Source organism: Shinella sp. HY16 (genome assembly GCF_028534175.1).
Lineage (GTDB): Bacteria > Pseudomonadota > Alphaproteobacteria > Rhizobiales > Rhizobiaceae > Shinella.
Window position 1 is genome coordinate 2,101,354 of the sequence record NZ_JAHYXL010000001.1, and the last position, 26,123, is coordinate 2,127,476.

Annotated in this window: 23 protein-coding genes; 14 read left to right on the forward strand and 9 right to left on the reverse strand. The window is 65.7% G+C overall.

The window, feature by feature from the left end; genetic code table 11:
- Positions 1-65 precede the first annotated feature (65 nt).
- Positions 66-2,240: a catalase/peroxidase HPI gene (gene katG / locus K0P03_RS10620; protein WP_272789544.1), complete on the forward strand. Its 2,175-nt coding sequence runs from the start codon at positions 66-68 to the stop codon at positions 2,238-2,240.
- 101 nt (positions 2,241-2,341) lie between these two features.
- Here katG and K0P03_RS10625 read toward each other — a convergent pair whose 3' ends face one another.
- The 4 genes from K0P03_RS10625 to K0P03_RS10640 form a co-directional block, all read right to left on the reverse strand.
- Positions 2,342-2,521: a hypothetical protein gene (locus K0P03_RS10625; RefSeq protein WP_272789545.1), complete on the reverse strand. Its 180-nt coding sequence runs from the start codon at positions 2,519-2,521 to the stop codon at positions 2,342-2,344.
- Between the two features lie 94 nt (positions 2,522-2,615).
- Entirely contained in the window at positions 2,616-3,647 is a 1,032-nt protein-coding gene (locus K0P03_RS10630; protein ID WP_272789546.1) for an ABC transporter ATP-binding protein, read from the reverse strand.
- Complete coding sequence (locus K0P03_RS10635; protein ID WP_272789547.1) at positions 3,635-5,329, reverse strand: ABC transporter permease; 1,695 nt, start codon at positions 5,327-5,329, stop codon at positions 3,635-3,637. The genes K0P03_RS10630 and K0P03_RS10635 overlap by 13 nt, the downstream gene beginning before the upstream one ends.
- A gap of 17 nt (positions 5,330-5,346) precedes the next feature.
- Complete coding sequence (locus tag K0P03_RS10640) at positions 5,347-6,324, reverse strand: ABC transporter substrate-binding protein (RefSeq protein ID WP_272789548.1); 978 nt, start codon at positions 6,322-6,324, stop codon at positions 5,347-5,349.
- A gap of 405 nt (positions 6,325-6,729) precedes the next feature.
- Here K0P03_RS10640 and K0P03_RS10645 point away from each other — a divergent pair, with 405 nt between their 5' ends.
- A complete protein-coding gene (locus K0P03_RS10645; RefSeq protein WP_272789549.1) occupies positions 6,730-7,620 on the forward strand; it encodes a DMT family transporter in 891 nt (296 codons plus the stop codon).
- A 107-nt stretch (positions 7,621-7,727) separates the two neighbouring features.
- On the opposite strand, the gene K0P03_RS10650 is transcribed toward K0P03_RS10645, so the two are convergent.
- The 4 genes from K0P03_RS10650 to K0P03_RS10665 all read right to left on the reverse strand — a co-directional run bounded on the left by K0P03_RS10650 (position 7,728) and on the right by K0P03_RS10665 (position 10,399).
- Positions 7,728-8,462, reverse strand: coding sequence for a hypothetical protein (locus K0P03_RS10650; protein WP_272789550.1), 735 nt, complete (start codon positions 8,460-8,462; stop codon positions 7,728-7,730).
- A 113-nt stretch (positions 8,463-8,575) separates the two neighbouring features.
- Positions 8,576-8,809 carry a tautomerase family protein gene (locus tag K0P03_RS10655; RefSeq protein WP_272789551.1) on the reverse strand — a complete coding sequence of 78 codons (234 nt, stop codon included), beginning with the start codon at positions 8,807-8,809 and terminating at the stop codon, positions 8,576-8,578.
- Between the two features lie 43 nt (positions 8,810-8,852).
- Complete coding sequence (locus tag K0P03_RS10660) at positions 8,853-9,677, reverse strand: hypothetical protein (RefSeq protein WP_272789552.1); 825 nt, start codon at positions 9,675-9,677, stop codon at positions 8,853-8,855.
- 110 nt (positions 9,678-9,787) lie between these two features.
- Positions 9,788-10,399 carry a TerC family protein gene (locus tag K0P03_RS10665; RefSeq protein ID WP_050743316.1) on the reverse strand — a complete coding sequence of 204 codons (612 nt, stop codon included), beginning with the start codon at positions 10,397-10,399 and terminating at the stop codon, positions 9,788-9,790.
- Between the two features lie 376 nt (positions 10,400-10,775).
- On the opposite strand from K0P03_RS10665, the gene K0P03_RS10670 reads away from it, so the two are divergent.
- The 12 genes from K0P03_RS10670 (at position 10,776) to argE (ending at position 24,852) form a co-directional block, all read left to right on the forward strand.
- Positions 10,776-12,251 (forward strand): NAD-dependent succinate-semialdehyde dehydrogenase, encoded by a 1,476-nt coding sequence (locus K0P03_RS10670; protein ID WP_272789553.1) that lies wholly within the window; start codon positions 10,776-10,778, stop codon positions 12,249-12,251.
- 208 nt (positions 12,252-12,459) lie between these two features.
- Positions 12,460-13,707 (forward strand): flavin-containing monooxygenase, encoded by a 1,248-nt coding sequence (locus K0P03_RS10675; protein WP_272789554.1) that lies wholly within the window; start codon positions 12,460-12,462, stop codon positions 13,705-13,707.
- 158 nt (positions 13,708-13,865) lie between these two features.
- Positions 13,866-14,825: a LysR family transcriptional regulator gene (locus K0P03_RS10680; RefSeq protein ID WP_130515534.1), complete on the forward strand. Its 960-nt coding sequence runs from the start codon at positions 13,866-13,868 to the stop codon at positions 14,823-14,825.
- Positions 14,822-16,303, forward strand: coding sequence for an aldehyde dehydrogenase (locus tag K0P03_RS10685; RefSeq protein WP_272789555.1), 1,482 nt, complete (start codon positions 14,822-14,824; stop codon positions 16,301-16,303). Before K0P03_RS10680 ends, K0P03_RS10685 begins: the two co-directional genes overlap by 4 nt.
- Before the next feature lie 267 nt (positions 16,304-16,570).
- Positions 16,571-18,652 (forward strand): oxidoreductase, encoded by a 2,082-nt coding sequence (locus K0P03_RS10690; RefSeq protein ID WP_272789556.1) that lies wholly within the window; start codon positions 16,571-16,573, stop codon positions 18,650-18,652.
- Between the two features lie 10 nt (positions 18,653-18,662).
- Positions 18,663-19,751: an ABC transporter ATP-binding protein gene (locus tag K0P03_RS10695; RefSeq protein WP_272789557.1), complete on the forward strand. Its 1,089-nt coding sequence runs from the start codon at positions 18,663-18,665 to the stop codon at positions 19,749-19,751.
- Positions 19,748-20,677 (forward strand): ABC transporter permease, encoded by a 930-nt coding sequence (locus K0P03_RS10700; protein ID WP_272789558.1) that lies wholly within the window; start codon positions 19,748-19,750, stop codon positions 20,675-20,677. Before K0P03_RS10695 ends, K0P03_RS10700 begins: the two co-directional genes overlap by 4 nt.
- A complete protein-coding gene (locus K0P03_RS10705; protein ID WP_272789559.1) occupies positions 20,674-21,483 on the forward strand; it encodes an ABC transporter permease in 810 nt (269 codons plus the stop codon). Before K0P03_RS10700 ends, K0P03_RS10705 begins: the two co-directional genes overlap by 4 nt.
- A 19-nt stretch (positions 21,484-21,502) precedes the next feature.
- Entirely contained in the window at positions 21,503-22,519 is a 1,017-nt protein-coding gene (locus tag K0P03_RS10710) for an extracellular solute-binding protein (RefSeq protein ID WP_130515522.1), read from the forward strand.
- Positions 22,520-22,576: 57 nt separating this feature from the next.
- On the forward strand, positions 22,577-22,999 hold the full coding sequence (locus tag K0P03_RS10715) for a RidA family protein (protein WP_050743390.1): 423 nt from the start codon (positions 22,577-22,579) through the stop codon (positions 22,997-22,999).
- Positions 23,000-23,010: 11 nt separating this feature from the next.
- A complete protein-coding gene (locus tag K0P03_RS10720; RefSeq protein ID WP_272789560.1) occupies positions 23,011-23,688 on the forward strand; it encodes a DUF1028 domain-containing protein in 678 nt (225 codons plus the stop codon).
- Between the two features lie 3 nt (positions 23,689-23,691).
- The gene (argE, locus tag K0P03_RS10725) at positions 23,692-24,852 is read left to right on the forward strand and encodes an acetylornithine deacetylase (protein ID WP_272789561.1); all 1,161 of its coding nucleotides are present in this window, start codon (positions 23,692-23,694) and stop codon (positions 24,850-24,852) included.
- Between the two features lie 10 nt (positions 24,853-24,862).
- Here argE and K0P03_RS10730 read toward each other — a convergent pair whose 3' ends face one another.
- Positions 24,863-26,104, reverse strand: coding sequence for a benzoate/H(+) symporter BenE family transporter (locus tag K0P03_RS10730; RefSeq protein WP_272789562.1), 1,242 nt, complete (start codon positions 26,102-26,104; stop codon positions 24,863-24,865).
- Positions 26,105-26,123 lie beyond the last annotated feature (19 nt).

Below are 26,123 nucleotides of genomic sequence, written 5' to 3' on the forward strand. Positions count from 1 at the left end.
AGAGGCGCGCCTGCAAGTACCCTTCCGGTGTTCTGTCGAATCAAGAAAATCCGTTGGAGGACCAAATGGATACGAAGACGACGACGACCGGCAAGTGTCCGGTCATGCACGGCGGCGCCACCGCCCTCAACAATTCCGTCATGGAATGGTGGCCCAATGCGCTCAACCTCGACATCCTGCACCAGCACGACGCGAAGACCAATCCGCTGGGCAAGGGCTTCAACTACCGCGAAGAACTCAAGAAGCTGGACGTGGAAGCGCTGAAGGCGGACCTGCGCGCCCTGATGACCGACAGCCAGGAATGGTGGCCGGCCGACTGGGGCAGCTATGTCGGCATGATGGCGCGCGTCACCTGGCATGCCGCCGGCTCCTATCGCGCCGCGGACGGCCGCGGCGGCGCCAACACCGGCAACCAGCGTTTCGCCCCGCTTAACTCCTGGCCGGACAACGTCAACACCGACAAGGGCCGCCGCCTGCTCTGGCCGGTCAAGAAGAAGTACGGCAACAAGATCTCCTGGGCCGACCTGATCGCGCTCGCCGGCACCATCGCCTATGACGTCGCAGGCCTGAAGACCTTCGGTTTCGCCTTCGGCCGCGAAGACATCTGGGGGCCGGAAAAGGACGTCTACTGGGGTGACGAAAAGCAGTGGCTCGCCCCGAGCGACGGCCGCTATGGCGACGTCTCCAAGCCGGAAACGCTGGAAAACCCGCTCGCCGCCGTGCAGATGGGTCTCATCTACGTCAATCCGGAAGGCGTGAACGGCAAGTCCGATCCGCTGGCGACGGCCGCGCAGATGCGCGAGACCTTCGCCCGCATGGGCATGGACGACGAGGAAACCGTCGCGCTGACCGCCGGCGGCCACACGATCGGCAAGTCGCACGGCAATGGCAGCGCGGGTGATCTCAGCGCGGATCCGGAAGCCGCCGGCCCGGAATTCCAGGGCCTTGGCTGGATGAACACGAAGGGCCGCGGCATCGGCCGCAACACGGTCGTCTCGGGCATCGAAGGTGCCTGGACCTCCGAACCGACGAAGTGGGACAACGGCTTCTTCGAAATGCTGTTCAAGCACGAGTGGACGCTGACCCACAGCCCCGCCGGTGCGTCCCAGTGGGCGCCGATCACCATCGCCGAGGAAGACAAGCCGGTCGACGTGGAGGATTCCTCCATCCGCACCATCCCGATGATGACGGACGCGGACATGGCGCTCAAGGTGGACCCGATCTACCGCGAGATCTCGCTGCGCTTCAAGAACGACTTCGCCGCCTTCTCCGATGCCTTCGCCCGCGCCTGGTTCAAGCTGACCCACCGCGACATGGGCCCGAAGTCGCGTTACTTCGGCCCGGACGTGCCGACGGAAGAGCTCGTCTGGCAGGATCCGATCCCTGCCGGCCGCACGGACTATGACGTCGCTGCCGTCAAGGCGAAGATCGCCGCCTCCGGCCTTCCGGCCGCAGATCTCGTCGCCACCGCCTGGGACAGCGCCCGCACCTTCCGCGGTTCCGACTTTCGTGGCGGCGCGAACGGCGCCCGCATCCGCCTTGCTCCGCAGAAGGACTGGGAAGGCAACGAGCCGGCGCGTCTCGCCCGGGTCCTCGCCGTCCTGGAGCCGATTGCGGCCGCGTCGGGCGCAAGCCTTGCGGACGTCATCGTTCTCGCCGGCAACTGGGGTGTCGAGCAGGCGGCGAAGGCCGCAGGCGTCGACGTCACGGTGCCCTTCGCACCGGGCCGCGGCGATGCGACGGCCGAGCAGACCGATGCGGACGGTTTTGCCCCGCTCGAACCGCTCGCCGACGGTTTCCGCAACTGGCAGAAGAAGGACTATGTGGTGAGCCCGGAAGAGCTGATGCTCGACCGCGCCCAGCTCATGGGCCTGACGGCGCCGGAAATGACGGCACTCGTCGGCGGCCTGCGCGTCGTCGGCACCAACCATGCCGGCACCGCTCATGGCGTGTTCACCGACAAGGTCGGCGCACTGACGACGGACTTCTTCGTCACGCTTACCGACATGGGTTATTCGTGGGTTCCGACGGGCAACAACCTGTACGAGATCCGCGACCGCAAGACGGGTGCCGCCAAGTATACCGCGACGCGCGTCGACCTCGTCTTCGGCTCGAACTCGATCCTGCGCGCCTATGCGGAGGTCTATGCTCAGGACGACAACAAGGAGAAGTTCGTGAAGGACTTCGTTGCCGCCTGGGTCAAGGTCATGAACGCCGACCGCTTCGATCTGGCCGCCTGACCAAAAGACCAGCCCGGTATCCGGGAGCGACGCATATCCCTTCCCCCGCTTCGGCGGGGGAAGGCCTGCCGAAAGGCCCAATCGGCCCTGGCACCGTCGAACTACGAGGGGTCTGCCGTTCCCTTGGAAACCCCATCCGCGGATTTGGGCTTACGGCCAGACGGCGCTTTTCCGGCGCGCTCGCGGGCATGGGCCTCCGGTCCGGCAACGATCACGCCCGGCTTCTTTTTTTCCCGGCGCTTGTCTTCCTTCGACCTGGCAACGTCAGAGATCTTGTCCATGGCTTGCTGTTCTCCGTTGAACGATCAGAGGCCTAACGAAGCCGCCGGTCCCTGGTTCCCCGAAAATCCACATGTCACCTGCCCTGTTCCAGGGCTAGAGCCGCCATCCGGAAGCAATCGTCACGGATACGGTGTCGCCCGGTGCCGGTTTCTCACGGCTGAAGGCGCGCAGGATCTGGCCGTCCGCCAGCGCCAGCGTCAGGCTGTAGCGCTCTCCCTCGTAGAGCGATGAGCGGACCTGTGCCGCGATCCCCTCGCCGCCCAGCACCACATCCTCCGGCCGGACGAGAACATCGGCCACCATGCCGCCGTCGGACACGGCCGACGCCAGCAAGGTCCGCAGCACCTCCCAGTCGAGTTTTCGCGGCATTCCCGCAGTCACCGCAAGTGAAAGAACGGCGCCGCGGCCGATCAGGCTGCCGACAAGCCGCCCCTCGGGGCGGGCATAGATCTCCTGGGGCGGCGCAACCTGCAGCAGCTCGCCCCGGGACATGACCGCAATGTCGGTGGCGAGCGCCATGGCCTCGCTCTGGTCGTGCGTGACATAGACCATCGTCGCGCCGGAGCGCTGGTGGAACTCACGAAAGGTCTCCTCCATCTCCTGTCGCAGGTGCCTGTCGAGATTGGCCAGCGGCTCGTCGAGCAGCACGACATCCGGCTGGGTAACGAGGCAGCGTGCAAGCGCGACACGCTGGCGCTGGCCGCCGGAGAGGTCCGCCGGACGGCGCTCGGCGAGGTCGGCAAGGCGCACGGTCTCGAGCGCCTCGACGATCCCGCGGCGATAAGCATCCTTCGAAACGCCGCGCACCTTCAGCGGATAGCCGACATTGTCGGCGACGCTCATATGCGGCCACAGCGCATAGGACTGGAACACCATCGCCATGTTGCGCCGCTCGGGCGGCAGGGACTGCGCGGGATCGGCCAGAAGCCGCTCGCCGAGGAAGATCGCGCCGTCGCTCGGCGCTTCGAAACCGGCGATCATCCGCAGCACCGTCGTCTTGCCGCAGCCGGACGGGCCGAGCAGCGCAAGGAAGCCCCCGTCGCGCACATCGAGCGAGACGCCCTTCACCGCCGGCCGGCCGGTGCCGAAATCCTTGCTGACATTGTTGAGGATCAGCTTCGCCACGGCACCACTCCTTTCGGCAGGTGCTTCGCCATCGTTTCCAGCAGCAGCATCAGGGCGACGACCATGAACACCACGAGCACCGAGAGGGCGGAAGCGAGATCCGAGCCACCGCTGTCGTCGAGATTGTAGATCACAACGCCGAGCGTCTGCGTACCCGCGGACCAGAGCAACGCCGAAACCGTCAGCTCGTTGCAGGCGATGAGGAAGACGAGGATGACGGACGCGCCGGCGGCGGGCGCCACCAGCGGGATCATAATATCCCTCAGACGCGCGAAAAAGCTGGCGCCGGCCAGGCGCGCCGCCTCCTCGAGCGCCGGATCGAGCTGGCGGTAGGCGCTGACGACGGGTTTCAGACTGACCGCGAAGAAGCTCGCGAAATAGGCAATGAGGATGATCCAGATCGTGCCGTAGAGCGTCACGTTGAAGACCGGCAGGGGCGCTGCGAAAACGAGGATGAAGGCGACGGCAATCACAATGCCGGGCAGCGCATAGGGAATCTCGATCAGGTTCGCCAGGACGCGCACCGTCGCACCCCGCCGGCGCGTCAGCAGGTAGCCTGCAAGCACCGACAGGGCGAGCAGGCCGATGGCGGTGGCGGCGGCAAGGAACAGGGAGTTGGCAAAGGCGGTCCGGGTGATCGCCTGCCGCAGCAGGACCTCCTCGAAAGCATGGAAGGACAGGGTGTCGATTGTCAGCGGCACGCCATAGGCCGGCACGAGCGCACCGGCCACGAGTGCGAGAAAGGGCGCGACCAGCATGACGAAGAGGAGGACCACCAGCAGGGGCAGGAAGACGAAGCGCCATCGGCCAACGGGAAGGCATGCCGCCGTACCGGCCTGGCCGAGAATGCGATAGTCCCGGCCGCCGAGTGCACGCTCCTGCACGGCAAGCCCGGCCACCGAAATCAGCACGATGACACCCGAAAGCAGTGCGACCTCGCCGAAGGTGCGATCCGTGAAGGCGGCGAACTTGGTGAAGACAAGGGTCGAGAGAGTGTAGATCGATGCCGGGATGCCGAGGATCGCAGGAATGCCGAAATTGCCGATACAGGAGACGAAGGCGATGGCGGCGCCGGCGATCATGCCAGGCAACGCAAGCGGCAGGACGATATCCCGGAACGTGCGCAGGGCCGAGGCGCCGGAAAGGCGCGCCGCCTCCATCCCGTCGCGGGGCATGTTCATCAGCCCGGCCCGCAGGGCCAGATAGACGAGCGGCGCATGCTGCACCCCGTAGAGCAGCGCAATCCCGCCGACCGAATAAAGCGGCTGCGGCGAGCCGAGCGGCGGCGCGATGTGCAAGGCCTTCAGGAGCGGGCTTGCGGGGCCGGACATCTGCACCCAGGCCAGCGCCGTCACCTGCGGCGGGATCATCATCGGCAGCACGAAGAGAAAGCTGAGCGTTCCCCGGGCCGGCATGTCGGTCAAGGTCAGCAGGAAAGCGAAGAGCGAGCCGATCGCCAGCGAGATGACCGTGCCCAGAACGGCGGTGACGAGCGTGAAGTAAGTCGCCGACCAGAGCGCGCGATCGGTGAGCACGTCAAAGGCGCCGCCATCGGCGAAGGCGATGATGCCGGTCACCGCCAGCCGCGCCAGGGGCAGCACGCTGAGGACGACAACCACGCCTGCGATAAGCGGAAGCAGCCAGATCGGCTGGCTGCTTCCCGGACGAACATAACCGTACATGAACGTCGCGGCGCGCCTCAGTTCGAGCCGAAGGAACCGGAGAACGTCTTCAGGTCCGCATCCGCGTTCTTCAGCGCGGTCGCCGCATCGAGCGGCAGAACGCGGATGGTCTCGCGTGCGGGAAACCCTTCGGGCATGGCGATGCCGTTGCGTGCCGGGATGTAGCCGAGCTTGACGAAGCCTTCCTGCCCCTCGACCGAAAGAACGTAGTCGACGAACTTCCTGGCCGCCTCGGCATTCTTCGAGGATGCGAGGATGCCGACAGGCTCGGTCACGGCGGAAACGCCCTCGGCCGGGAAGACGAACGCGACAGGTGCCCCCTTCGCCTTCTCGCGGATCGGCATGTAGTCGACGACCATGCCATAGGCCTTCTCGCCCGAGGCAACCGCCTTCAGCACCGCACCGTTGCCACCCGCCGCCGTGACGCCGTTTTCGGCGAGCGCCTTGTAGTAATCCCAACCGAGGCCATCGACGGCCGCCAGCGTCTGGGTGTGGATGAGGGCGGCGCCCGACGTCAGCGGGCTCGGCATGGTGGCAAGCCCCCTGGCCTCCGGCTTCGTGAGATCCTGCCAGCTTGCCGGCTTCATGGCGGCCGCGGTGTTGTAGACGATGCCGGTGGTAATCAGCTTGGTAGAGTAATAATAGCCGTCCTTGTCATAGAGGCTGGCATCGTAGTTTCCGGCTTCCGGCGAGGCATAGGCGAGCAGCTTGCCGTCCTGCTTCAGCCGTTCGAGCGTGACGGTATCGGCGATCAGCAGCACGTCGGCAACCGGATTGCCGGCTGCGATCTCGGCCTGGAGCTTGGCCATGATCTTCGGCGTGCCATCGCGCACCCAGTCGACCTTGATATCGGGATTGGCAGCCATGAAGCCATCGACGGTCGCCTGCGCGTCCTCGTTCGGCTGGCTGGTGTAGAGCACGAGATTTGCGGCGGAGGCCGGCAGGGCGGCGAAACTGGCGGCGAGGAGGGCGGCGGCGGAAACAAGGGTTTTCATGGGAGCATCCTTCCGGGAACGTCATCGCTCCCTACCCCGGTCGCTTGACACCTATGTGACACCGCCGCCTGCGCCGTGGCGACGGCCGGCACCCTGCGAACACGCCGCATGATGATGGAGCGTTGCCCTGCCCTGACTGGCGGACGACCTGCCTATGTTCAGCAGCACATCCAGGAGAAAAATAGCCAGCTAAGGATTTTCCATCATTGTAAAACACCTTGAACCTGCGCCCTTCGACCACCGGAAGACCTTCCATCGATGGCGCAGCGTACCGGGCTTGCCGCTGGAGGTCATACCGATCGCACCGGAACCGAAAGTCCCTGTTGACGGATGCAAGCAGCGCTGGACGAAGGCCGTCCGATCCCGCTTTAACGTCCCGGCACGACATGTAGCGATCGGAAGACGATGCCAATCCACGAACTTGCAGCACTCGGCGCGGCAACCTGCTGGGCCCTGACGGGATTGATCTCGGCAGGCCCCGCCGGGCATCTCGGCGCGCCAGCCTTCAACCGGGCGCGCCAGATCTTCGTCACCGCGCTCCTGGCATGTTACGTCCTCGCCACCGGAGTCTGGCGCGACCTGGACATGGCAAGCGCCGGCCCGCTGCTCCTGTCCGGCCTGATCGGCATTTTCATCGGCGATACGCTGCTCTTCGAAACGCTCAACCGCCTCGGCCCGCGCCGATCCGGCATCCTCTTCGCGCTGAATGCGCCGATTGCCGCGCTGCTCGGGTGGCTGGTTCTCGGCGAGACCCTGTCGCCCTTCGCAGTGGCCGGCATCCTGATGACCGCGTCGGGCGTGCTGCTCGCCATCGTCTTCGGCAAGCGCCGGGCGCAGATGCATCAATGGGAAACGATCAAGGGACCGCTTTCCATCGGCGTGCTGCTCGGTATCGGCGCTGCGACAGGTCAGGCTATCGGCTCCATCCTCGCCCGACCGGTCATGGCGACCGGGATCGATCCCTTCTTGGCCTCGCTGCTGCGCGTCGGCGTCGCCGCCTTCTGCCTCAGCATCCTGATCCAGCTACCGATTCCCTCCGTCAAGCCGAAGGGACCGCTGACGCTGAAGGTCGCTGCGCTCACCGCCCTGACCGGCATCCTCGCGCTCGCCATCGGCATGACGCTGCTGCTGTTTGCCCTTTCCGGCGGAAAGGTCGGCATCGTCTCTACCCTGTCGGCCACCTCGCCGGTGATGATCCTGCCCATGCTTTGGCTGAAGACCGGCGAAAGGCCCGCCGGCGGCGCCTGGGCCGGCGCCCTCCTGGTGGTCGCCGGCATGGCTCTGATCTTCATGTAGGAGCAGCGTGCGCCGCGGCGGGAACACTTCGGGATGTCACCGCCGATACCGCCAGAGCCGGCCCCGCTCATCGCCGAAGGCTTCGAGCCAAAAATCCCCGAGCCTGTTCATTTCTGCCGAGACGGCACGACGAGCAGTCGCGACCAGGAGAGACCTTCCCCTTCACAGGTGATGCGCAGGACCTGCATGGAGCCGGCCCCGACGGGAAGGCGCCATGTTGCGGGATCCGCGAGCGTGCATGCGGAAAGGTCGAGCGCTCCGTCATCGATCAGGTCCACCGCCGCAAGCGGGCCAAGCCGGTCATAGGGCTCCATCGCCGCGGCCAGCTGGTCGGCTGCAATCTCCCACCGCCGGCGCAGTTCCCCGGCCGTCAGCCCGTAGCGGGTTCCGTCCAGGTAGCGAACATCGATGCCGGCCTGCATGGAATAGGTCATGACATCCGGCGTTTCGTCCCGGGCCGATACGCCGCCCGCCGGCAGGGCCTTTCGCTCGGACAGAAGGTCGAAGGCATCCCGGCGCTGGGCCAGCGCCTCGTTCCGGATGCTCGGCGTCAGGCCGGATGGATCGCTCTCATAGTCCGGCACCAGCCGTGTCCTGTAGACCGGCCAAAGTGCCTCCTGCGCCGTAGCCGCATCGATGAGCACGACGAAAACCGTGCTGACGGTCGCGTTGTAGGATCCGAGATTGTCGCTGACGGTGCGCAGGACGAGAATTTCGCGGGCACCGACCCCAAACACCTCGTCGCGCACCGAGAGCGCGTCCGGCGGCGTTGCCATCGCCGTTGCGGCGGACCAGGTGAAAACCATCCCCGACACGAAGCCCGCCTTGCCCATCGATGTCATGCCCGGCCTCCTCGCGGTTCGGCTGCAATCCGTGCCGACCGGCCTACCTCCCCCGCCTGGCACCGACCGAAGGTAAACATACGGAGGGACCCGCGGAACCGGCACCTGCGGCCTCAGTCTTCGGGACCGTAGCCCGGCATCCGGTAGATCCTGTCGGGTTGCCTCTGGATATCCGGCACATAGACCTTGGCCATCCATTCCTCGTCCTTGACGTCCTCGATCGCGACCGACACGAGGTCCTCGCCGCAACCAAGCGTGGTCGTGACGGCCAGGGTAAGGGCGTCGGAAAGTGCCTTCTTCTGCTCTTCCGTGCGCCCTTCGACCATCTTGAGTATCACATGCGGCATCGCTGCCTCCCTGTTGCGTTTCGCAGGCCGTGCTTCGCAGTGCCTACGGCCATTGTTTTGCCCATTCCTTCAGCTCCGCCCTTGCCTTCTCCGGCCAGCCCGTCACCGGGGCGGGAAAGACAGCGATCTTTTCGCCGTCCGGCTTCCAGGCCACATAGGCGCGACGGTCGCTCGAGGAGAGGAAGACCAGCCCCGCCTCGTCAAGGCATGCATGCGGGCGGCACGCGGTGCCGACGAAGTCGTCTCCCTTGAACTCACCGCTTCCCACGCCGCTCATCAATTGCTGGAACTGCGAGAAATCCGAGCCGAGCACCATCTTCAGGCTGGCGGCGATCTCGGCATTGGCAAAGGCGTCAGAGGGATGCGCGAAGGTGCGCTCCCGCAGATTGCCCCAGCCGCGCGTTTCGTCCAGCTGGAAGGCCACCGGCGCAAGCGGCGTCATGCCCCGGTCGGCGGTCCATTGCCAGCGCTCGGTATCGCGCCCGGGAACGCTCGCCGTCGAGAACAGCAGTGCCGGGCCGTCCACCGAATGCGACACGGGCGTGCAGCTGTCGAGGGGGCCGTCTATGCGCGGCGCCCCCTTTTCGGGAAAGGACAGCACGAAGGGGGAACCTTCACAGGCATTGCCCCCGACCGAACTCGTGCCCACGACCACGACCGTGCCGCCGAAGGCGTAGACGTCGTCCAGAAAGATGAGCGCATTGGTGTGCAGTTCCCGGCCGTCGACGGTGAGCACCTTCTCGAAATCCCGCTCCTTGATCTCGATCGTGCGGCCCGCGATCTTTTCCAGCTCCACCGCGCCAGCGGATGAGGCAAGGCCGGCAATCAAGCCAATGAGGGAAACCGTGAGAATCAACCGTCGCGTCATGAAAATCTCCTGCACTTTGCCTGCAGGCTAGCCCGGCGCGGCCGTCTATCGCAACCGGGCAATCCCTTTTCAGGCAGGCAGCAACGGCGGCTGCCGCGAAGACGTCACGCCTAACCAGCGGCCAGATAGGGCATCACCTCCAGCGCGCCGCGATAGATCATGTCGAGCGCGACATAGAGGATGATCGCAAGGCCGACATAGGCGATCCAGCGGTGCCTGTTGAGCAGATTGGCGATGAAATTGGCCGCGATGCCCATCAGCGCGATCGAGAGCGCAAGGCCGATGATCAGCACGCTCGGATGCTCGCGCGCGGCGCCGGCGACGGCAAGCACATTGTCGAGCGACATGGAAACGTCGGCAACGACGATCTGCGTGGCGGCCTGAAGGAAGGTCTTTTTCGGCGTGTCCTGCAGGCTCGCCTCCTCTTCCCCGCCATGGCCGGCATGCAGCTCGCGCCACATCTTCCAGCACACCCAGAGCAGCAGCAGGCCACCGGCGAGCAGGAGGCCGATGATCGCAAGCAGATGCACCGCGACCGTCGCAAAGGCGATGCGCAGCACGGTCGCCGCCAGGATGCCGACGAGGATCGCCTTCTTGCGCTGCTCGGCCGGAAGACCCGCCGCCGCAAGACCGATGACCACCGCATTGTCGCCCGCGAGGACGAGATCGATTGCAATGACCTGCAAGAGCGCCGTCAGTCCGGCCGCTGTCAGAATTTCCATGCTCCGTCACCTATTGGTATGCGCCGGCTGACGAACGTCTCGAAGGCACCGGCGATTGATGTGTTGCCCTGCGCGACTGGATCGGGTGCCCGCCGCGTCCCGCATGCCCATTCATCGCCGAAAGCCGGCGTGAGGTCAAAGTGCCACACCAACAATCCCCCGCCGCTTTTTGCCGCCGTCGGGCGCCGGCCCTGCGGCTCCCTCATGCGCAAACCGCCAGTTCTCAGGCCGCCGCAATCGCCAAGACGCAGGGTCGACGATCACAGGAAGGAGCCGGCCGAAAAGGGTGGCCGGAGCATGCGGCATCATCCCGATTGCAGGCGCGCGGTTGCTCGCCTATTGCATCTTCGAGGACGTCTCATCGGGAGGACACCGTTTGGCCCTGTCTCGCAATCTCATCAGCCGCCTGAAGAACCCGGCATTGTTCGAAGCGATCGGCGATCCCGCCTGGCTCGGCCTTGCCGCCGACAACCCCACCTTCGCGGTCTTCAATCCCGCCACCGGCGCACATCTGGCCGACATCCCCGACATGGGCGTCGTCGAAGCACGCACGGCGATCGAGCGGGCCGGCGAAGCACAGACCGAATGGGCCGCGCGCACCGCGCGCGAGCGGTCCGACACACTGTGGCGCTGGCACCAGCTGATCGTGCAGCACACGGACGACCTTGCGACGATTCTGACCGCAGAGATGGGCAAGCCGTTTGCCGAGGCGAAGTCCGAGGTCTCGCATGCCGCGGCCTATCTGCAATGGTATGCGGAAGAAGCGAACCGGGTCTATGGCGAAACGATCCCCGCCCCCTCCCGCGACCGGCGCATGATCGTCATCAAGCAGCCGATCGGCGTCGTCGGCGCCATCACGCCCTGGAACTTTCCTGCCTCGATGGTCGCGCGAAAGATCTCGCCGGCGCTTGCCGCCGGCTGCACGGTCGTTCTCAAGCCGGCAGAACAGACACCCCTCGTGGCTGGCGCGATGTTCGCGCTGGCGGAAAAGGCCGGCTTTCCGCCGGGCGTCGTCAACCTGATCTATGCCGCCGAGGGCGACGCCATCGGCCGCGAACTCTGTTCCAATGCGACGGTGCGCAAGATCAGCTTCACCGGCTCCACGGAAGTGGGACGGCTGCTGATGCGGCAATGCGCCGACCAGGTGAAGAAGCTCAGCCTGGAGCTCGGCGGCAACGCCCCCTTCATCGTCTTCGACGACGCGGATGTCGATGCTGCCGTCGACGGAGCCATCCAGGCGAAGTTCCGCAATGCCGGCCAGACCTGCGTTTCCGCGAACCGGCTCTATGTGCAGGCCGGCGTGCACGACGAATTCGCACGGAAATTCACCGAGCGGGTGCGCACGCTCTCCGTCGGCGACGGTTTCGACCCCGATGTCGCGCTCGGCCCGCTGATCGACACCCGGGCGCTCTCCAAGATCGAGGCCCATGTCGCCGATGCGGTCGACCGTGGCGGCAGCATCCATTGCGGCGGGAAACGCATCGAGGGCGCCGGCACCTTTTTTGCACCGACCGTGCTCACCGGCATCTCGCGCGACATGCGCATCGCACAGGAGGAGACCTTCGGCCCGCTCGCCCCGATCATCCGCTTCACGGATGCCGATGCGGTGGTGCGCGAGGCGAACGACACGATCTACGGCCTCGCCGCCTATTTCTACGCCTCCAATCTCAGCCGCGTCTGGCGGGTGGCGGAGGCCCTGGAATACGGCATGGTCGGCATCAACACAGGCCGCATGTCCTCGGAAGCCGCCCCCTTCGGCGGTGTCAAGCAGTCCGGCATGGGACGGGAGGGCTCCCGCCATGGCCTGGAGGACTATCTGGAGATGAAATATCTCTGCATGGGCGGCATCTGACGGCAAGCCCCGGCGAACCCGCCGGGGCCGCTCATCCCTTCCCGATCCACCGGCATGCCCTGCGCGCGCCCGCAGAATTCGGCCAGCTTAGCGGCCGCCTAATCAGCGCTGAATCAAACGCTCATGTCGGCGCTTTCCGCCTTCCACTACACATCGACCCCGATACAGCAGCAGGGGCCGGTGCTCCGGAAACGGGAAGGAAAGCGGCATGGCAGTGGAAAAAGTGGATACGCTCGTCATCGGTGCCGGTCAGGCGGGCGTTGCGATGAGCGAGCACCTCGGCAGACGCGGCCTTGCCCATCTCGTTCTCGAAAAAGCCCGCATCGCCGAAAGCTGGCGCACCGCCCGCTGGGACAGCCTCGTTGCCAACGGCCCGGCCTGGCACGACCGTTTCCCCGGCCTGACCTTTGTCGACCTCCACGACGACGCCTTCGCCCCCAAGGAACAGGTGGCCGACTACTTCGTCACCTATGCGGAGAAGATCAAGGCGCCGATCCGCTGCGGCGTCGAGGTCAGGTCCGTGCGCAAGGAGGGAGACATCTTCCGCGTCGAGACCTCCGACGGCGTGATCGAGGCGAAAAACGTCGTCTCCGCAACGGGTGCCTTCCAGCGCCCGGTCATGCCCGCCCTGGTGCCGGCGCAACAGGGCCTCACGCAGATCCATTCCAACACCTACCGCAATCCGGGTCAGCTGCCCGAGGGCGCAGTGCTGGTGATCGGAGCCGGCTCTTCCGGCACGCAGATCGCCGATGAGCTGCTGCGGGCCGGCCGACGCGTCTATCTTTCCATCGGCCCGCACGACCGGCCGCCGCGGCGCTACCGCGGCAAGGATTTCTGCTGGTGGCTCGGCGTGCTCGGCATCTGGGACCTCAAGGTGCCCGCGCCGAACACCGAACACGTCACCATCGCCGTCAGCGGTGCCTATGGCGGCAACACCGTCGATTTCCGTCGCCTCGGCAATCGAGGCATGACCCTGCTCGGCCGGGCCGAAAGCTTTTCCGGCGGCGTGCTGCATGTCGCCCCAGACCTTGCCGACAACATTGCACGGGGCGATGCCAACCACCTCTCCCTGCTCGATCGCGCCGACGCCTATGCCGCCGAAAACCATCTCGACCTGCCGGAGGATCCCGAAGCGCGCCGTCGTGAGACGGATCCGGCCTGCCTGACCGACCCGATCCTCGCGCTCGACCTCAAGGAAGCCGGGATCAGCACCATCATCTGGGCGACGGGCTATGCGGTCGATTACGGCTGGCTGAAGCTCGACGCCCTCGACGAAAAGGGCCGCCCCGTCCACGACCGCGGCGTCTCCAGGGTGCCGGGTCTCTTCTTCGTCGGCCTGCCGTGGCTCTCTCGCCGCGCCTCCTCCTTCATCTGGGGCTGCTGGCACGATGCGGATTACCTCGCCGGCTACATCGCCGAGCACCGCGGTACGGAGCGGATCGCCGCGGCCTCCTGAAATCCGACGGCGCCAAAAGCCCGCAAGGAGGAAGCGAGCATGCCATGAACCGACATCCAGCCCCCGAAGACGAGCCCGTCATTCACAATCCCGAGGAGCGTGCCCTTTCCGCGCGTGCGAATCTGTTCCTTAATTGGCGCCTCAACAGGGGAACAGACATGGTGTTGCGCTTCACGCTCCGGCAACTGGAATATCTCGTCGCGGTCGGGGAATTCGGCTCGGTCACCGAGGCGGCCGAACGGGTCAACGTCTCGGCCCCATCCGTCTCGGCCGCGATCTCGCAGCTCGAGAAGGAATTCGGCATCAACCTCTTCGTGCGCCGTCACGCACATGGCTTGTCGTTGACCCAGGCCGGCCACAGCTTCGTCGCGCAGGCACGGCAGATCCTCTCAGAGGCCGCAAAGCTCAACGCCCTTTCCAACGAACTGACGGGCCAGGTGCGCGGGCCGCTGCATGTCGCCTGCCTCGTCACCTTTGCGCAGGCCGTCATCCCCTCGCTGCGCCGCGCCTTTTCCGACGCCTATCCCGACGTCGATTTCTTCCAGTACGAGCGCGACCAGGCGCGCATTCTCGAAGGCTTGCGCATGGCGCGCTTCGACATCGCACTCAGCTACGACCTCGACATTCCCGCCGACGTGACCTTCCACGAGCTGGCGGTCCTGCCGCCCTATGCGGTGCTGCACGAGGATCATCCGCTGGCCGGCCGCAGCGGTGTCACGGTGGAGGATCTTGCACCCCATCCGATGATCCTGCTCGACCTGCCGCACAGCTCGGCCTACTTCCTGTCGCTCTTCCGCGAGGCCGGCCTCACACCGCATATCGCCGAGCGCACACGCGACATGTCCGTGATGCGCGCCATGGTCGCCAACCGCTTCGGCTATTCCATCGCCAATATCCGGCCGGTTTCCACCTATGCGCTGGATGGCGGCCGGCTGACTTTTGTGCCGCTGACGGGAAACCTGCGTCCGATGCGCATGGGCATCCTGTCGATGGCCGGTTCGACCCCGGCACTCACCGTCCGGCGCTTCATCGATTTCTGCGGCGAGACGATCCGCGGCATGGGCATGGACCTGCCGGTTTGCGCCGATGCCGCCCAGCAAGAGAAAGGCAATTCATGACGACGACGACCGAATGGCGCGAGCGAGCCGCACGCCTGAAGTTCCGCAACGGCCTCTACATCGACGGAAGCTTTCGCGAGGCGGCGAAAGGCGGCCGGTTCGAGACCGTGAACCCGGCCAATGCCGAAGTGCTGACGGCGGTTTCCCGCGGCACCGCTGACGATATCGATGTTGCAGTGGCCTCTGCCCGCCGCGCCTTCGACGACGGCCGCTGGTCGGGCAAGTCGCCGGCCGAGCGCAAGGAGGTGTTGCTGCGCCTCGCCGCGCTCATCCGCGACAACATCCCGGAACTCGCCCTTCTCGAAACACTCGACGTCGGCAAGCCGATCACCGACAGCTCGACCATCGACGCGCCCGGCTCCGCCCACTTCTTCCAGTGGCATGCGGAGGCCATCGACAAGCTCTACGACGAGATCGCGCCCACCGGCCGCGGCGATCTCGCCCTGATCCGCCGCGTGCCGCTCGGCGTCATCGGCGCCGTCGTGCCGTGGAACTTTCCGCTCGACATGGCGACGTGGAAGCTCGCGCCGGCGCTCGCCACGGGCAATTCCGTGGTGCTGAAACCGGCCGAACAATCGCCGCTCTCCGCCCTGATGCTGGCCGAACTCGCCTCCGAGGCCGGCCTGCCGGACGGGGTGCTGAATGTCGTGCCCGGTTATGGCGAGGATGCCGGCCGGGCGCTCGGCCTGCATGGCGATGTCGACGCGCTCGTCTTTACCGGCTCGACCAAGGTCGGCAAGCTCTTCATGACCTATGCCGGGCAAAGCAACATGAAGCAGGTCTGGCTGGAGACCGGTGGCAAGTCGCCCAGTCTGGTCTTCGCCGATGCCGATCTCGACAAGGCGGCCGAGATGGCGGCCTTCGGCATCCTGTTCAACTCCGGCGAGGTGTGCTCGGCCAATTCGCGCCTGCTGGTGCACCGCTCCGTGCAGGAGGAGTTCACACAGAAGGTCATCGCCGCCACCGCCGCCTGGCCACTCGGCGATCCGCTCGATCCCGCAACCCGCATGGGCCCGCTCGTCGAAAAGGCCCATGCCGACCGTGTCGCCTCCTATATCGACATCGGCCGCAAGGAAGCCCGCCTCGCCCATGGCGGCGAACGCGAGACACGCAACGGCTCGGATTGCTACATCCAGCCGACGATCTTCAACGACGTCGCGCCGGATGCCCGCATCGCCCGCGAGGAGATTTTTGGCCCCGTCCTCGCCATCACGCCCTTCGACAGCGACGAAGAGGCGCTGCGCATGGCGAACAACAGCGAATACGGGCTTGCCGCATCCGTCTGGACGAAGGACCTTTCGCGTGCGCTCTCCGTCTCCGACCGTCTCCACGCTGGGACGGTTTCGGTCAACACGGTCGACGCGCTCTCGGCGATGACACCCTTCGGCGGCATGAAGCAGTCCGGTTTCGGTCGCGATCTCTCCCTTCACAGCTTCGACAAGTACTGCGCGCTCAAAACCGTGTGGGTGAAATACTAGGCATCGGCCGCCCGGCCATCGACCATCAGGGCGCCGGCTCCCGCCGCGATCACATGCATTGCGGGGGGGCCGGCGCCAAATTTTTCATAATTGACTGAAATCAAAAGATATTTTCCAAGAGACTGAATATTCTCGCATCGATCGAGGATATCGGGCCGTCCGGCAAACAGTCTCGATTAGCCTGAACCTAATCCATGCTTCCGGAACGCATCATTTACCCGAAGCCCTTCCCCCAATCCTATAGCCTCACAAACCCTGAGGATTGCCATGCGTGACGCCAAATACGACATCCTGTTCGAACCCCGCGCGATCGGCCCGCACGTCGCCAAAAACCGGTTCTACCAGGTGCCGCATTGCAACGGCGGCGGCTACCGGGACCCCTCGGCGGCGGCGGCGATGCGCGGCATCAAGTCCGAGGGCGGCTGGGGCGTCATCTTCACCGAGCAGACCGAGATGCACCACACCTCGGAAATCACGCCTTTCATCGAGCTGCGCCTGTGGGAGGACAAGGACATTCCCGGCCTTCGCCGCATGTCCGACGCGATGAAGGTGCACGGCGCGCTCGCCGGCATCCAGCTCGCCTATTCCGGCATCAACGGCCCGAACTTTTATACCAAGGAAGTGCCGCTCGCGCCCTCCGCGCTGCCGATCCGCACCTTCACCAACGATCCGGTGCAGGCCCGCGCGCTCGACCTCACCGACATCAAGAATCTCCGCCGCTGGTTCGTCAACGCCGCCAAGCGCTCGAAGATCGCCGGCTTCGACCTGATCTGTCTTTACGGCGCGCACGGGTTCGGCATCTTCCAGCACTTCTTGTCGCGCGCCACCAACCAGCGCACCGACGACTATGGCGGGAGCCTGGAAAACCGCTCGCGCTTCGCCCGCGAGGTGGTGGCCGATATCCGCGATGCCGTCGGCGACACGACGGCGATCACCATGCGCGTCAGCCTGGACGAGACCATCGGCGAACTCGGCTTCTCCAATGCGGAGGTGCGCGAATTCGTCGAGATGAACGCCGACCTGCCGGATCTCTGGGACCTCGCGCACGGCGCATGGGAAGACTGTTCCGGGCCCTCCCGCTTCAAGGAGGAGGGCGCGCAGGAAATTCTGGTGAAGGGCATCCGCGAACTGTCCTCGAAACCCGTCGTCGGCGTCGGCCGCTTCACCTCGCCGGATGTGATGGCACGCATGATCCGTCAGGGCGTGCTGGATTTCATCGGCTGCGCCCGCCCCTCCATCGCCGATCCCTTCCTGCCGAAGAAAATCGAGGAAGGCCGCATCGAGGATATCCGCGAGTGCATCGGCTGCAACATGTGCATCACCGGCGACATGACCATGTCGATCAGCCGCTGCACGCAGAACCCGACCTTCATGGAGGAATGGCGCAAGGGCTGGCACCCGGAGCGCATGAACGAGAAGGGCGAGAGCCAGACCGTGCTCGTCGTCGGCGCAGGCCCCGCCGGGCTGGAGGCCACCCGCGCCCTCTCGCTGCGCGGCTATGACGTGACGCTGGCCGAAGCCACCACGACGCTCGGCGGCCGTGTCTCGCGCGAACGGCTGCTGCCCGGCCTTTCCGCCTGGGGCCGCGTGGTCGATTACCGCCAGTACCAGATTTCCCAGCGCACCAATGTCGAAACCTATTTCGACAGCCGCCTCACCGCCGAGGACGTGCTCGGCTTCGGCTTCGAGCACGTCGCCATCGCCACCGGCTCGCGCTGGCGGCGCGATGGCGTCGCCCGCCAGCATGTCGTGCCCATGCCGATCGATCCCGCCATGACCGTCTGGACGCCCGACGACATCATGGCGAAGGTCCACCCGGAAAACCTCGTCGGCAAGACCGTCGTGGTCTACGATGACGACCACTACTACATGGGCGGCGTGATGGCCGAGGTGATGGCCAAGGCCGGTGCGAGCGTCATCCTCGTCACGCCCTCGGCCTATGTCTCCGACTGGACGCGCAACACGCTGGAACAGGGCGCGATCCATGTGCGCCTCGACGATCTCGGCGTCGACATCCGCCTCAACCGCGGCGTCACCGCCATTCGCGCCGGCGAGGTCGAGACCAACTGCACCTATACCGGCCGCAGCAAGACCATCGGCTGCGACGCCGTCGTCATGGTTGCCTCGCGCCTTTCGGAAGATGCGCTCTACAACGACCTGATCGCCCGCCAAGCCGACTGGGCCGACGCCGGCATCAAGAGCATCAAGATCATCGGCGACGCCGCGGCGCCGGCCCCCATCGCCTGGGCGACCTATGCCGGCCATCGCTACGCGCGGGAACTGGACACGCCCGATATCGGCGACGACCTGCCCTTCCGCCGCGAAGTCACCCAGCTCGAACCGGCGTGAGGAGCACGGCATGACCCAGCAGCCCAAGGCCATCGAAGTGAAATCGGTCTCGAAGTCCTTCGGGGCCTATCAGGCGCTGAAATCCGTCAGCTTCGACATCGGCAGCAACGAGTTCTTTACCATGCTCGGCCCCTCCGGCTGCGGCAAGACCACGTTGCTGCGCATGCTGGCCGGCTTCGAAAGCCCGGACACCGGCTCGATACTGCTCAACGGCAAGGAGGTCGTCGCCATCCCGCCGCACAAGCGCCGCGTCAACACCGTCTTCCAGAGCTACGCCCTCTTCCCGCACATGACGCTGGAGCAGAACGTCGCCTACGGCCTGGAAAACCTCGGCTGGGACAAGGCGCGTATCAAGAGCCGCGTCGGCGAGATGCTGGAACGCGTGCACATGGGCGCGATGGCGAAGCGCAAGCCCGCCCAGCTTTCCGGCGGCCAGCGCCAGCGCATCGCACTCGCCCGCGCGCTTGCGCCGGAGCCGGAAGTGCTGCTGCTCGACGAACCGCTCTCCGCCCTTGACCTTAAACTGCGCCAGGCGATGCGCGACGAACTGCGCACCCTGCAACGCGACACCGGCATTACCTTCGTCTTCGTCACCCACGACCAGGAAGAAGCGCTCGACATGTCCGATCGTATCGCCGTTCTCGGTGGCGGCGAGGTGCAGCAGATCGGTACGCCAACGGAAATCTACGAGGAGCCCGTCAACCGCTTCGTTGCCGATTTCGTCGGCGAAACGAACTTTCTGGAGGTCGAAGTGCTGGAAACCGCGGCCGGGGAAGCGACCGTCCGCACGCCCTTCGGCCTGTCGATCACCGTACCGGCCACCGGCCCCACCGCCCGGGGGCGTGCGACGCTTTCCGTGCGTCCGGAAAAGATCAACCTCGGCAATCAGGCCCAGGGGGCGACGGACGGCGTCACCTTCGAGGGGCGCATCACCAACAAGAACTATATGGGCGGCTACACCCACTACACGCTCGACGTCGCGGGCACCGAACTGCGCGCCTCGCGCCGCAACGCCTCGCGCGAGGGGGATACGATCCCGCTCGGCGCAAAGGTTCCGGTCGGCTTCGTCGTGGCTTCGGCGCGAGTGCTGACGGCATGAGCGACACCGCCCTCCACGCCCCCGCCGGAACGGAGCGCGCCCCGCGCACCCGCTTCTGGCACGACCTCTCCTTCTGGGGCCTGCTGCCGTCACGGCTGCTGATGGGCTTTGCGCTGATCCTGCCGATCTTCATCATCGCCGCCGTCTCGCTCTCCACGCGCGGCGCCCATGGCGGCTTTGCCTGGGACCTCAACCTCGCGGGCTATCGCCAGATCCTCTTCAACGAGGGCTGGACGGGCGAGCTGGAGTTCACCCCGCAATACCTTATGATCATCGGCCGCACCTTCCTGCTGGCCGGCGCGACGACGCTGATCTGCCTTCTCTTCGCCGTGCCGGTCGCCTATTTCATCTCGCGCCAGCCGCCCGGCCGCAAGGCAATCCTCGTCTATCTCGTGACGCTGCCGTTCTGGGTCTCGATGATCCTGCGCGTCTATGCCTGGATGATCATTCTCGGCAAGGACGGCACCCTGCCGCGCCTCTTCGAAGCCTTCGGGTTCTCTTCCGGCATGAGCTTCATGTTCAACGACGGCGCGACGCTGACGGCGATGGTCTATACCGCCATGCCGCTGATGGTCCTGCCGGTCTTCGCCTCCATCGAAAAGCTCGACGGCACACTGATCGAGGCGTCGCACGATCTCTACGGCGACCGTTGGGTGACGCTGCGCCGGGTGATCCTGCCGCTGACCGCCCCTGGCCTTACGGCCGGCGCCATCCTCGTCTTCGTGCCCTCGCTCGGCGCGGTGCTGGAGCCGACGCTGATGGGCGGCGGCAAGCAGATGATGATGGGCTCGCTGATCCAGCTGCAGTTCGGCGGCGGCCGCAACTGGCCCTTCGGCGCGGCGATCGCCATGGCGCTGATGGCGCTCGTCATGGTCTTCCTGATCGTCACCGCGCTGCGCGCCGCCCGCCGGGAGGTGACGCCATGAACATTCGCCACGACGTCAAGCACTACCCGGGCCTCGGGCCCCTCACCGCTGTCTTCTTCCTCTATCTCTACGCCCCGCTCGCCATCATCGTCGTCTACTCCTTCAACGCCAACCGCGTTGCGGGTGTCTGGACGGGCTTTTCCCTCGACTGGTACGGCTCGGCACTCAACAATGCCGCCCTGATGAACGCACTCAGGACCTCGCTGACGGTGGCCGCCATCGCGACCGCCGTCTCCACCCTCATCGCGCTTTCCGCCGCGCTCGCGATCATCCGCGGCAAGGACCTGCGCTTCCGCAAGCTTTCCGAGACGATCGTCAACCTGCCGCTGCTCCTGCCGGAAATCGTGCTCGCCGTCGCCACGCTCATCCTGTTCTCGCTGCTCGACATCCAGAACGGCATGCTGCGGCTCGTCGTCGCTCATTCCGCCTTCTGCACGCCCTTCGCTTTCCTGCCGATCCGCGCCCGCCTGCAGGGCATGTCGCTCGATCTCGAGGAGGCAAGCGCCGACCTCTATGCGGATCGCTGGACGACCTTCCGCCGGGTGACGCTGCCGCTGATCTTCCCCGGTGTCTTCTCCGGCGCGATGCTCGCCTTCCTCATTTCGATGGACGACTTCATCACCTCGAACCTGCTTGCCACGGGCGGCTCGACGACGTTGCCCGTCTACATCTTCTCGCTGATCCGCGCCGGCACATCGCCGGAGCTGAACGCCATCGCGACCCTGCTGATCCTTGCCTCGCTCATCCTTGCCACCGTCGCGCTCCTGGTCGCGGCGCGCGGCGCCCGTGAGAACGCCGAACCATAATCAAAGAGAGGAACAGACAATGAAGACCTATCTTGCAGCCACGGCCCTTGCCCTCTGCTTCGCCACCGGCGCACAGGCCGCGGGAGAACTGAACATCTATGCCTGGGCCGAATCCATCTCGCCGGCCCTCATCGAAAAGTTCTCCAAGGAGAACGACGTCAAGGTGAATGTCGACAGCTTCACCTCCAACGAGGACCTTCTCACCAAGTTGCAGGCCGGCTCTTCCGGCTACGACATCGCCACGCCGTCGCAGCATTTCCTGCGCGTCATGATCGACGAGGGCCTTATCGAGAATTTCGAGGCCAGCAAGCTGAAGGCCTACGAGAACATCGAGGAGAAATGGCGCAACCAGTGGTGGGACGAGCAACAGGCCTATTCGATCCCCCTCGCCTACGGCACTGCCGGCTTCGTGGTGAACACCGATCAGTACAAGGGACCGACCGACAGCTTCAAATACTTCTTTGAGCCGGACGGTGAGCTGAAGGGCAAGATCGCCCTGCTCTCCTATCCCGACGAGGTGATCGGCGCGGCCCAGCTCTATCTCGGCGTGCCCTTCTGCTCGGAGGACCAGGCGGAGATGAAGAAGGTTCTGGATCTGCTGATGGCCCAGAAGCCGGCTGTCGCCGCCTACTCCTCCGACAATATCGCAAGCCGTCTCGCCTCCGGCGAGGTCTCGGCCCATTTCTGGTGGGACGGGGATTCGCTGAAGGCGCGCAAGGCCGGTTCGCCCGTCAGCCTCGCCATGACCAAGGAAGGGCTTGTCGGCTGGATGGACAGCCTCGTCATCCCCAAGGGCGCGCCGAACCGCGACAATGCGGTAAAGTTCATCGAGTTCCTCTCCACACAGGAAAACGCCACCGAGCAGATGAACTTCTACGCCCATTCCTCGCCGATGAAGGTCGTGCAGGCGAAGGTCACCTACACCAAGGACAAGGCACCCGAGCTCTATCCCGACGTGCCGATCACCTTCTCGCGCACCTGCTCGGCCGCCGCGCAGGACCTCGTGACCCGCGTCTGGACACAGCTTCTGCAATAGTTCGCCATGGCGCCGCGGGTAACCGCGGCGCTCCCCGCCATCGTCAAGGAGACATCCATGCCCGTGCACACCCGCATCCGCCCCTTCAACACCAAGGAAACCTACCCCGAGCAAAAGCTGAACAACGACCTCTGCCAGGCGGTGGTGGCGCGCGGGGCGACGGTGTTCGTGCGCGGGCAGATCGCGCAGGATCTCGACACGCGCGAGAGCCTGCATATCGGCGATGCCGGCGCGCAGGCCCGCAAGGCCATGGAAAACATCAAGATGCTGCTCGAGGAGGCGGGCTCCGACCTCAGCCATATCTGCCGCGTCGTCGTCTATCTCATCGACATCCGCTATCGCGAGGCCGTCTATACGGAGATGGGCAAGTATCTCCAGGGCGTGTTCCCCGTCTCCACCGGCCTCGTGGTCTCGGCGCTCGCCCGTCCGGAATGGCTGGTCGAGATCGAGGCGACCGCCGTCATTCCCGACGAAGCGTGAAGGAGGACCGCATGACCTTTTCCGTCTCGGGCCGCTGCGCCGATACCGGCATGTTCGGCATCGCCGTGTCCTCGTCCTCGCCGAGCGTTGCGGCGCGCTGCGCCCATGTGCGCGCTGGCGTCGGCGCCGTCTCGACGCAGAACGTCACCGATCCCCGGCTCGGCCCGAAGGGGCTTGAGCTGATGGCGGGCGGACTGTCGGCTGAGGCCGCACTCGAACGCCTCGTTGCGGAAGCCCCGCATATCGAATACCGCCAGCTCGCCCTCGTCGATGCGGCGGGCCGCACGGCCGCCTATTCGGGCGCGAGAACCCTCGGCACCCATGCGACGGCGCGCGGCAACAACGTGATCGCCGCCGGCAACATGCTGACGACGACGGCTATCCCGCAGACGATGGTCGAGGCCTTCGAAGCCGCCGCCGGAAAGCATCTCGGCGACCGGCTGATTGCAGCGATGCGTGCGGCCGTCGCAGCCGGCGGCGAGGAAGGACCGGTCCATTCCATGGGCCTCGTCATGGTCGACAAGGTTTCCTGGAACGTTGCGGACCTGCGCGTCGACTGGACCGACGGCGACCCGATCGAAGATTGCGCGGCGCTGTGGGAGCGCTGGCGCGGCGAGATGGACGCCTATGTGACGCGTGCGCTCAATCCTTCGGGGGCGCCGAGTTACGGCGTGCCGGGCGATCTTTGAACCATGATCCCCTCGACGCCCGACATTCTCGCCCGCCTCGTCGCAGAGCCGACGATCTCGCGCCGCTCGAACCTTGCGCTGCTCGACCATGTGGAAGGGCTTCTGCGCCCGGCAGGCGCACGCATCGAGCGTTTCGCCCATCCGGACGGCAGCCGCGCCAACCTCTGGGCCAGCATCGGTCCCGAGGGGCCGGGCGGCGTTGTCCTGTCGGGCCATACGGACGTCGTGCCGGTGGAGGGACAGGCCTGGAGCAGCGATCCCTTTACGCTGACCGAGCGCAACGGACGTCTCCACGGCCGCGGTACGGCGGACATGAAGGGTTTCGTCGCGGCGAGCCTTCGCGCCGCGCTCCTTGCTGCCGGCCGGCCGCTGAAACGCCCCCTGCATCTCGCGCTTTCCTATGACGAGGAGATCGGTTGCATGGGCGTGCGCGGCATGATCGAGGCGTTGGCGGGGCGCGCCGAGCGGCCGGCGCTCTGCATCGTCGGGGAGCCGACGGAGATGCGCATCGCCACCGGCCACAAGGGCAAGCAGGCGCTCCGCGCCTGCTGCCACGGACAGGAAGGCCATTCCGCCCTCGCCCCGAACGCCCTCAACGCGCTGCATCTCGGCGCTGCCTTCATAAAGGCGCTGCAGACGCGGCAAGAGGCGCTTGCGGAAAACGGTGCGCGCGACCCCGACTATGATGTTCCCTATTCGACCATCCACGCGGGCATGATGCATGGCGGCACCGCGCTCAACATCGTGCCGAACCGCTGCGAGATCGACTTCGAGATCCGCACCATCGCCGAGGACGACCCGCACGCCATCCTCGCCGCCATCGCGGCCGATGCCGAGGCCATCGCGAGCCCCTATCGCAATCGGTTTCCCATGGCCTGTATCGAGATCGAGCCCGTCTCGGACTATCCCGGTCTCAACACCCGAACCGACGCGCCCGCCATAGGTCTCCTGAAGAGGATCCTCGACGACGAGAGCACGCACAAGGTCGCCTTCGGCACCGAGGGCGGCCTCTTCGAACAGGGGCTTGGCCTTTCCACCGCGATCTGCGGCCCCGGCTCGATGGAGCAGGGCCACAAGCCGGACGAATTCGTCAGCCGCGCCCAGCTCGAGCGTTGCGATACGGCACTGGCGCGTCTCGTGGCCGAGCTTGAAACCACGTTCTAGGAGCACAAACTTATGGCCGCCATTGCCTGTCCGCCACCTTTCCGGGGCTGACAGGCCCCGTAGGCCGGGGCAGACGCACCCGGCCGTTCAGCACGCCATAGGCAAGAAGTCCGATGACCAGCCCCCAGAAGGCCCCGCCGATGCCAAGCAGGTTGATGTTCGCGGCGGAGGCGAGAAAGGTGATGAGCGAAGCCTCGCGGGAGGACGGATCGGCCATCGCCCCCGCAAGGCTGCCGCCGATCGTGCCGAGCAGGGCGAGACCGGCGAGCGTGGTGATGAAGGTTGCGGGAAAGGCCATGAAGACGGCCGCAAGCGTCACGCCGAACACCCCGACGAGCACGTAGAAGCAGCCTGCGGCAATCCCGGCGATCCAGCGTTTGCGACCATCCTCATGGGCTTCCCGGCCGGTGGCGATGGCAGCCGTGATCGCCGCGATGTTGAAGGCGTGGGATCCGAAGGGCGCCATGACGAGGGAACCGAGCCCCGTCACGGCAAGGATCGGATTGGCGCTCGTCCTGAAGCCATCGTTGCGGAGCACCAGCATTCCGGGCATGTACTGGCCGGTCAATGTGATGAGGAACATCGGCAACGCGACCGACAGCAGCGCATTCAGCGAGAATTCTGGCATGGTAAAGACCGGTGCGGCAAATTTCAGCGCAAGGCCTGACAGCTCGACCCTGCCCTGCGCAAGCAGGAAGACCAGCCCGAGCACGAGGATGCCGACCACGGCATAACGGGCGCAGAACCGCTTCAACACGACATAGGCGAGAATGAGCAGACCGACCAGCAACGGATCGACGCTCGCGCCGCTGAACGCGCCGATGCCGAACTGCAGCAGGATACCGGCGAGCAGGCCGGATGCGATGCCCGGCGGGATCAGCCGGATGACCTTCTCAAAGCAACCCGAAAGACCGAGCGCGACGAAGGCAGCCGCCGAAACCATATAGGCACCGACCGCTTCCGCATGGGGCGTGGTGGCGAGCGCGGTGACGAGGAACGCCGCCGCCGGTGTCGACCAGGCGGTGATGATCGGTTCGCGATAGTGCCAGCTCAAAACAAGCCCGGTCACGCCGACGCCGATGGAAACGGACCAGACCCAGGACGCCGTCAGGTCCGGGCCGAGGCCCGCGACCTTGGCGGCCTGAAAGACGAGAATGAAGGTGCCGCCATAATTGACGATGACGGAGATCAGCCCGGCAACGACGGGATGCGTCAGATCATGGAGGCGGATGGGCGATGGTACGGGGGACATGTTGTGACGAAGCTCCTGG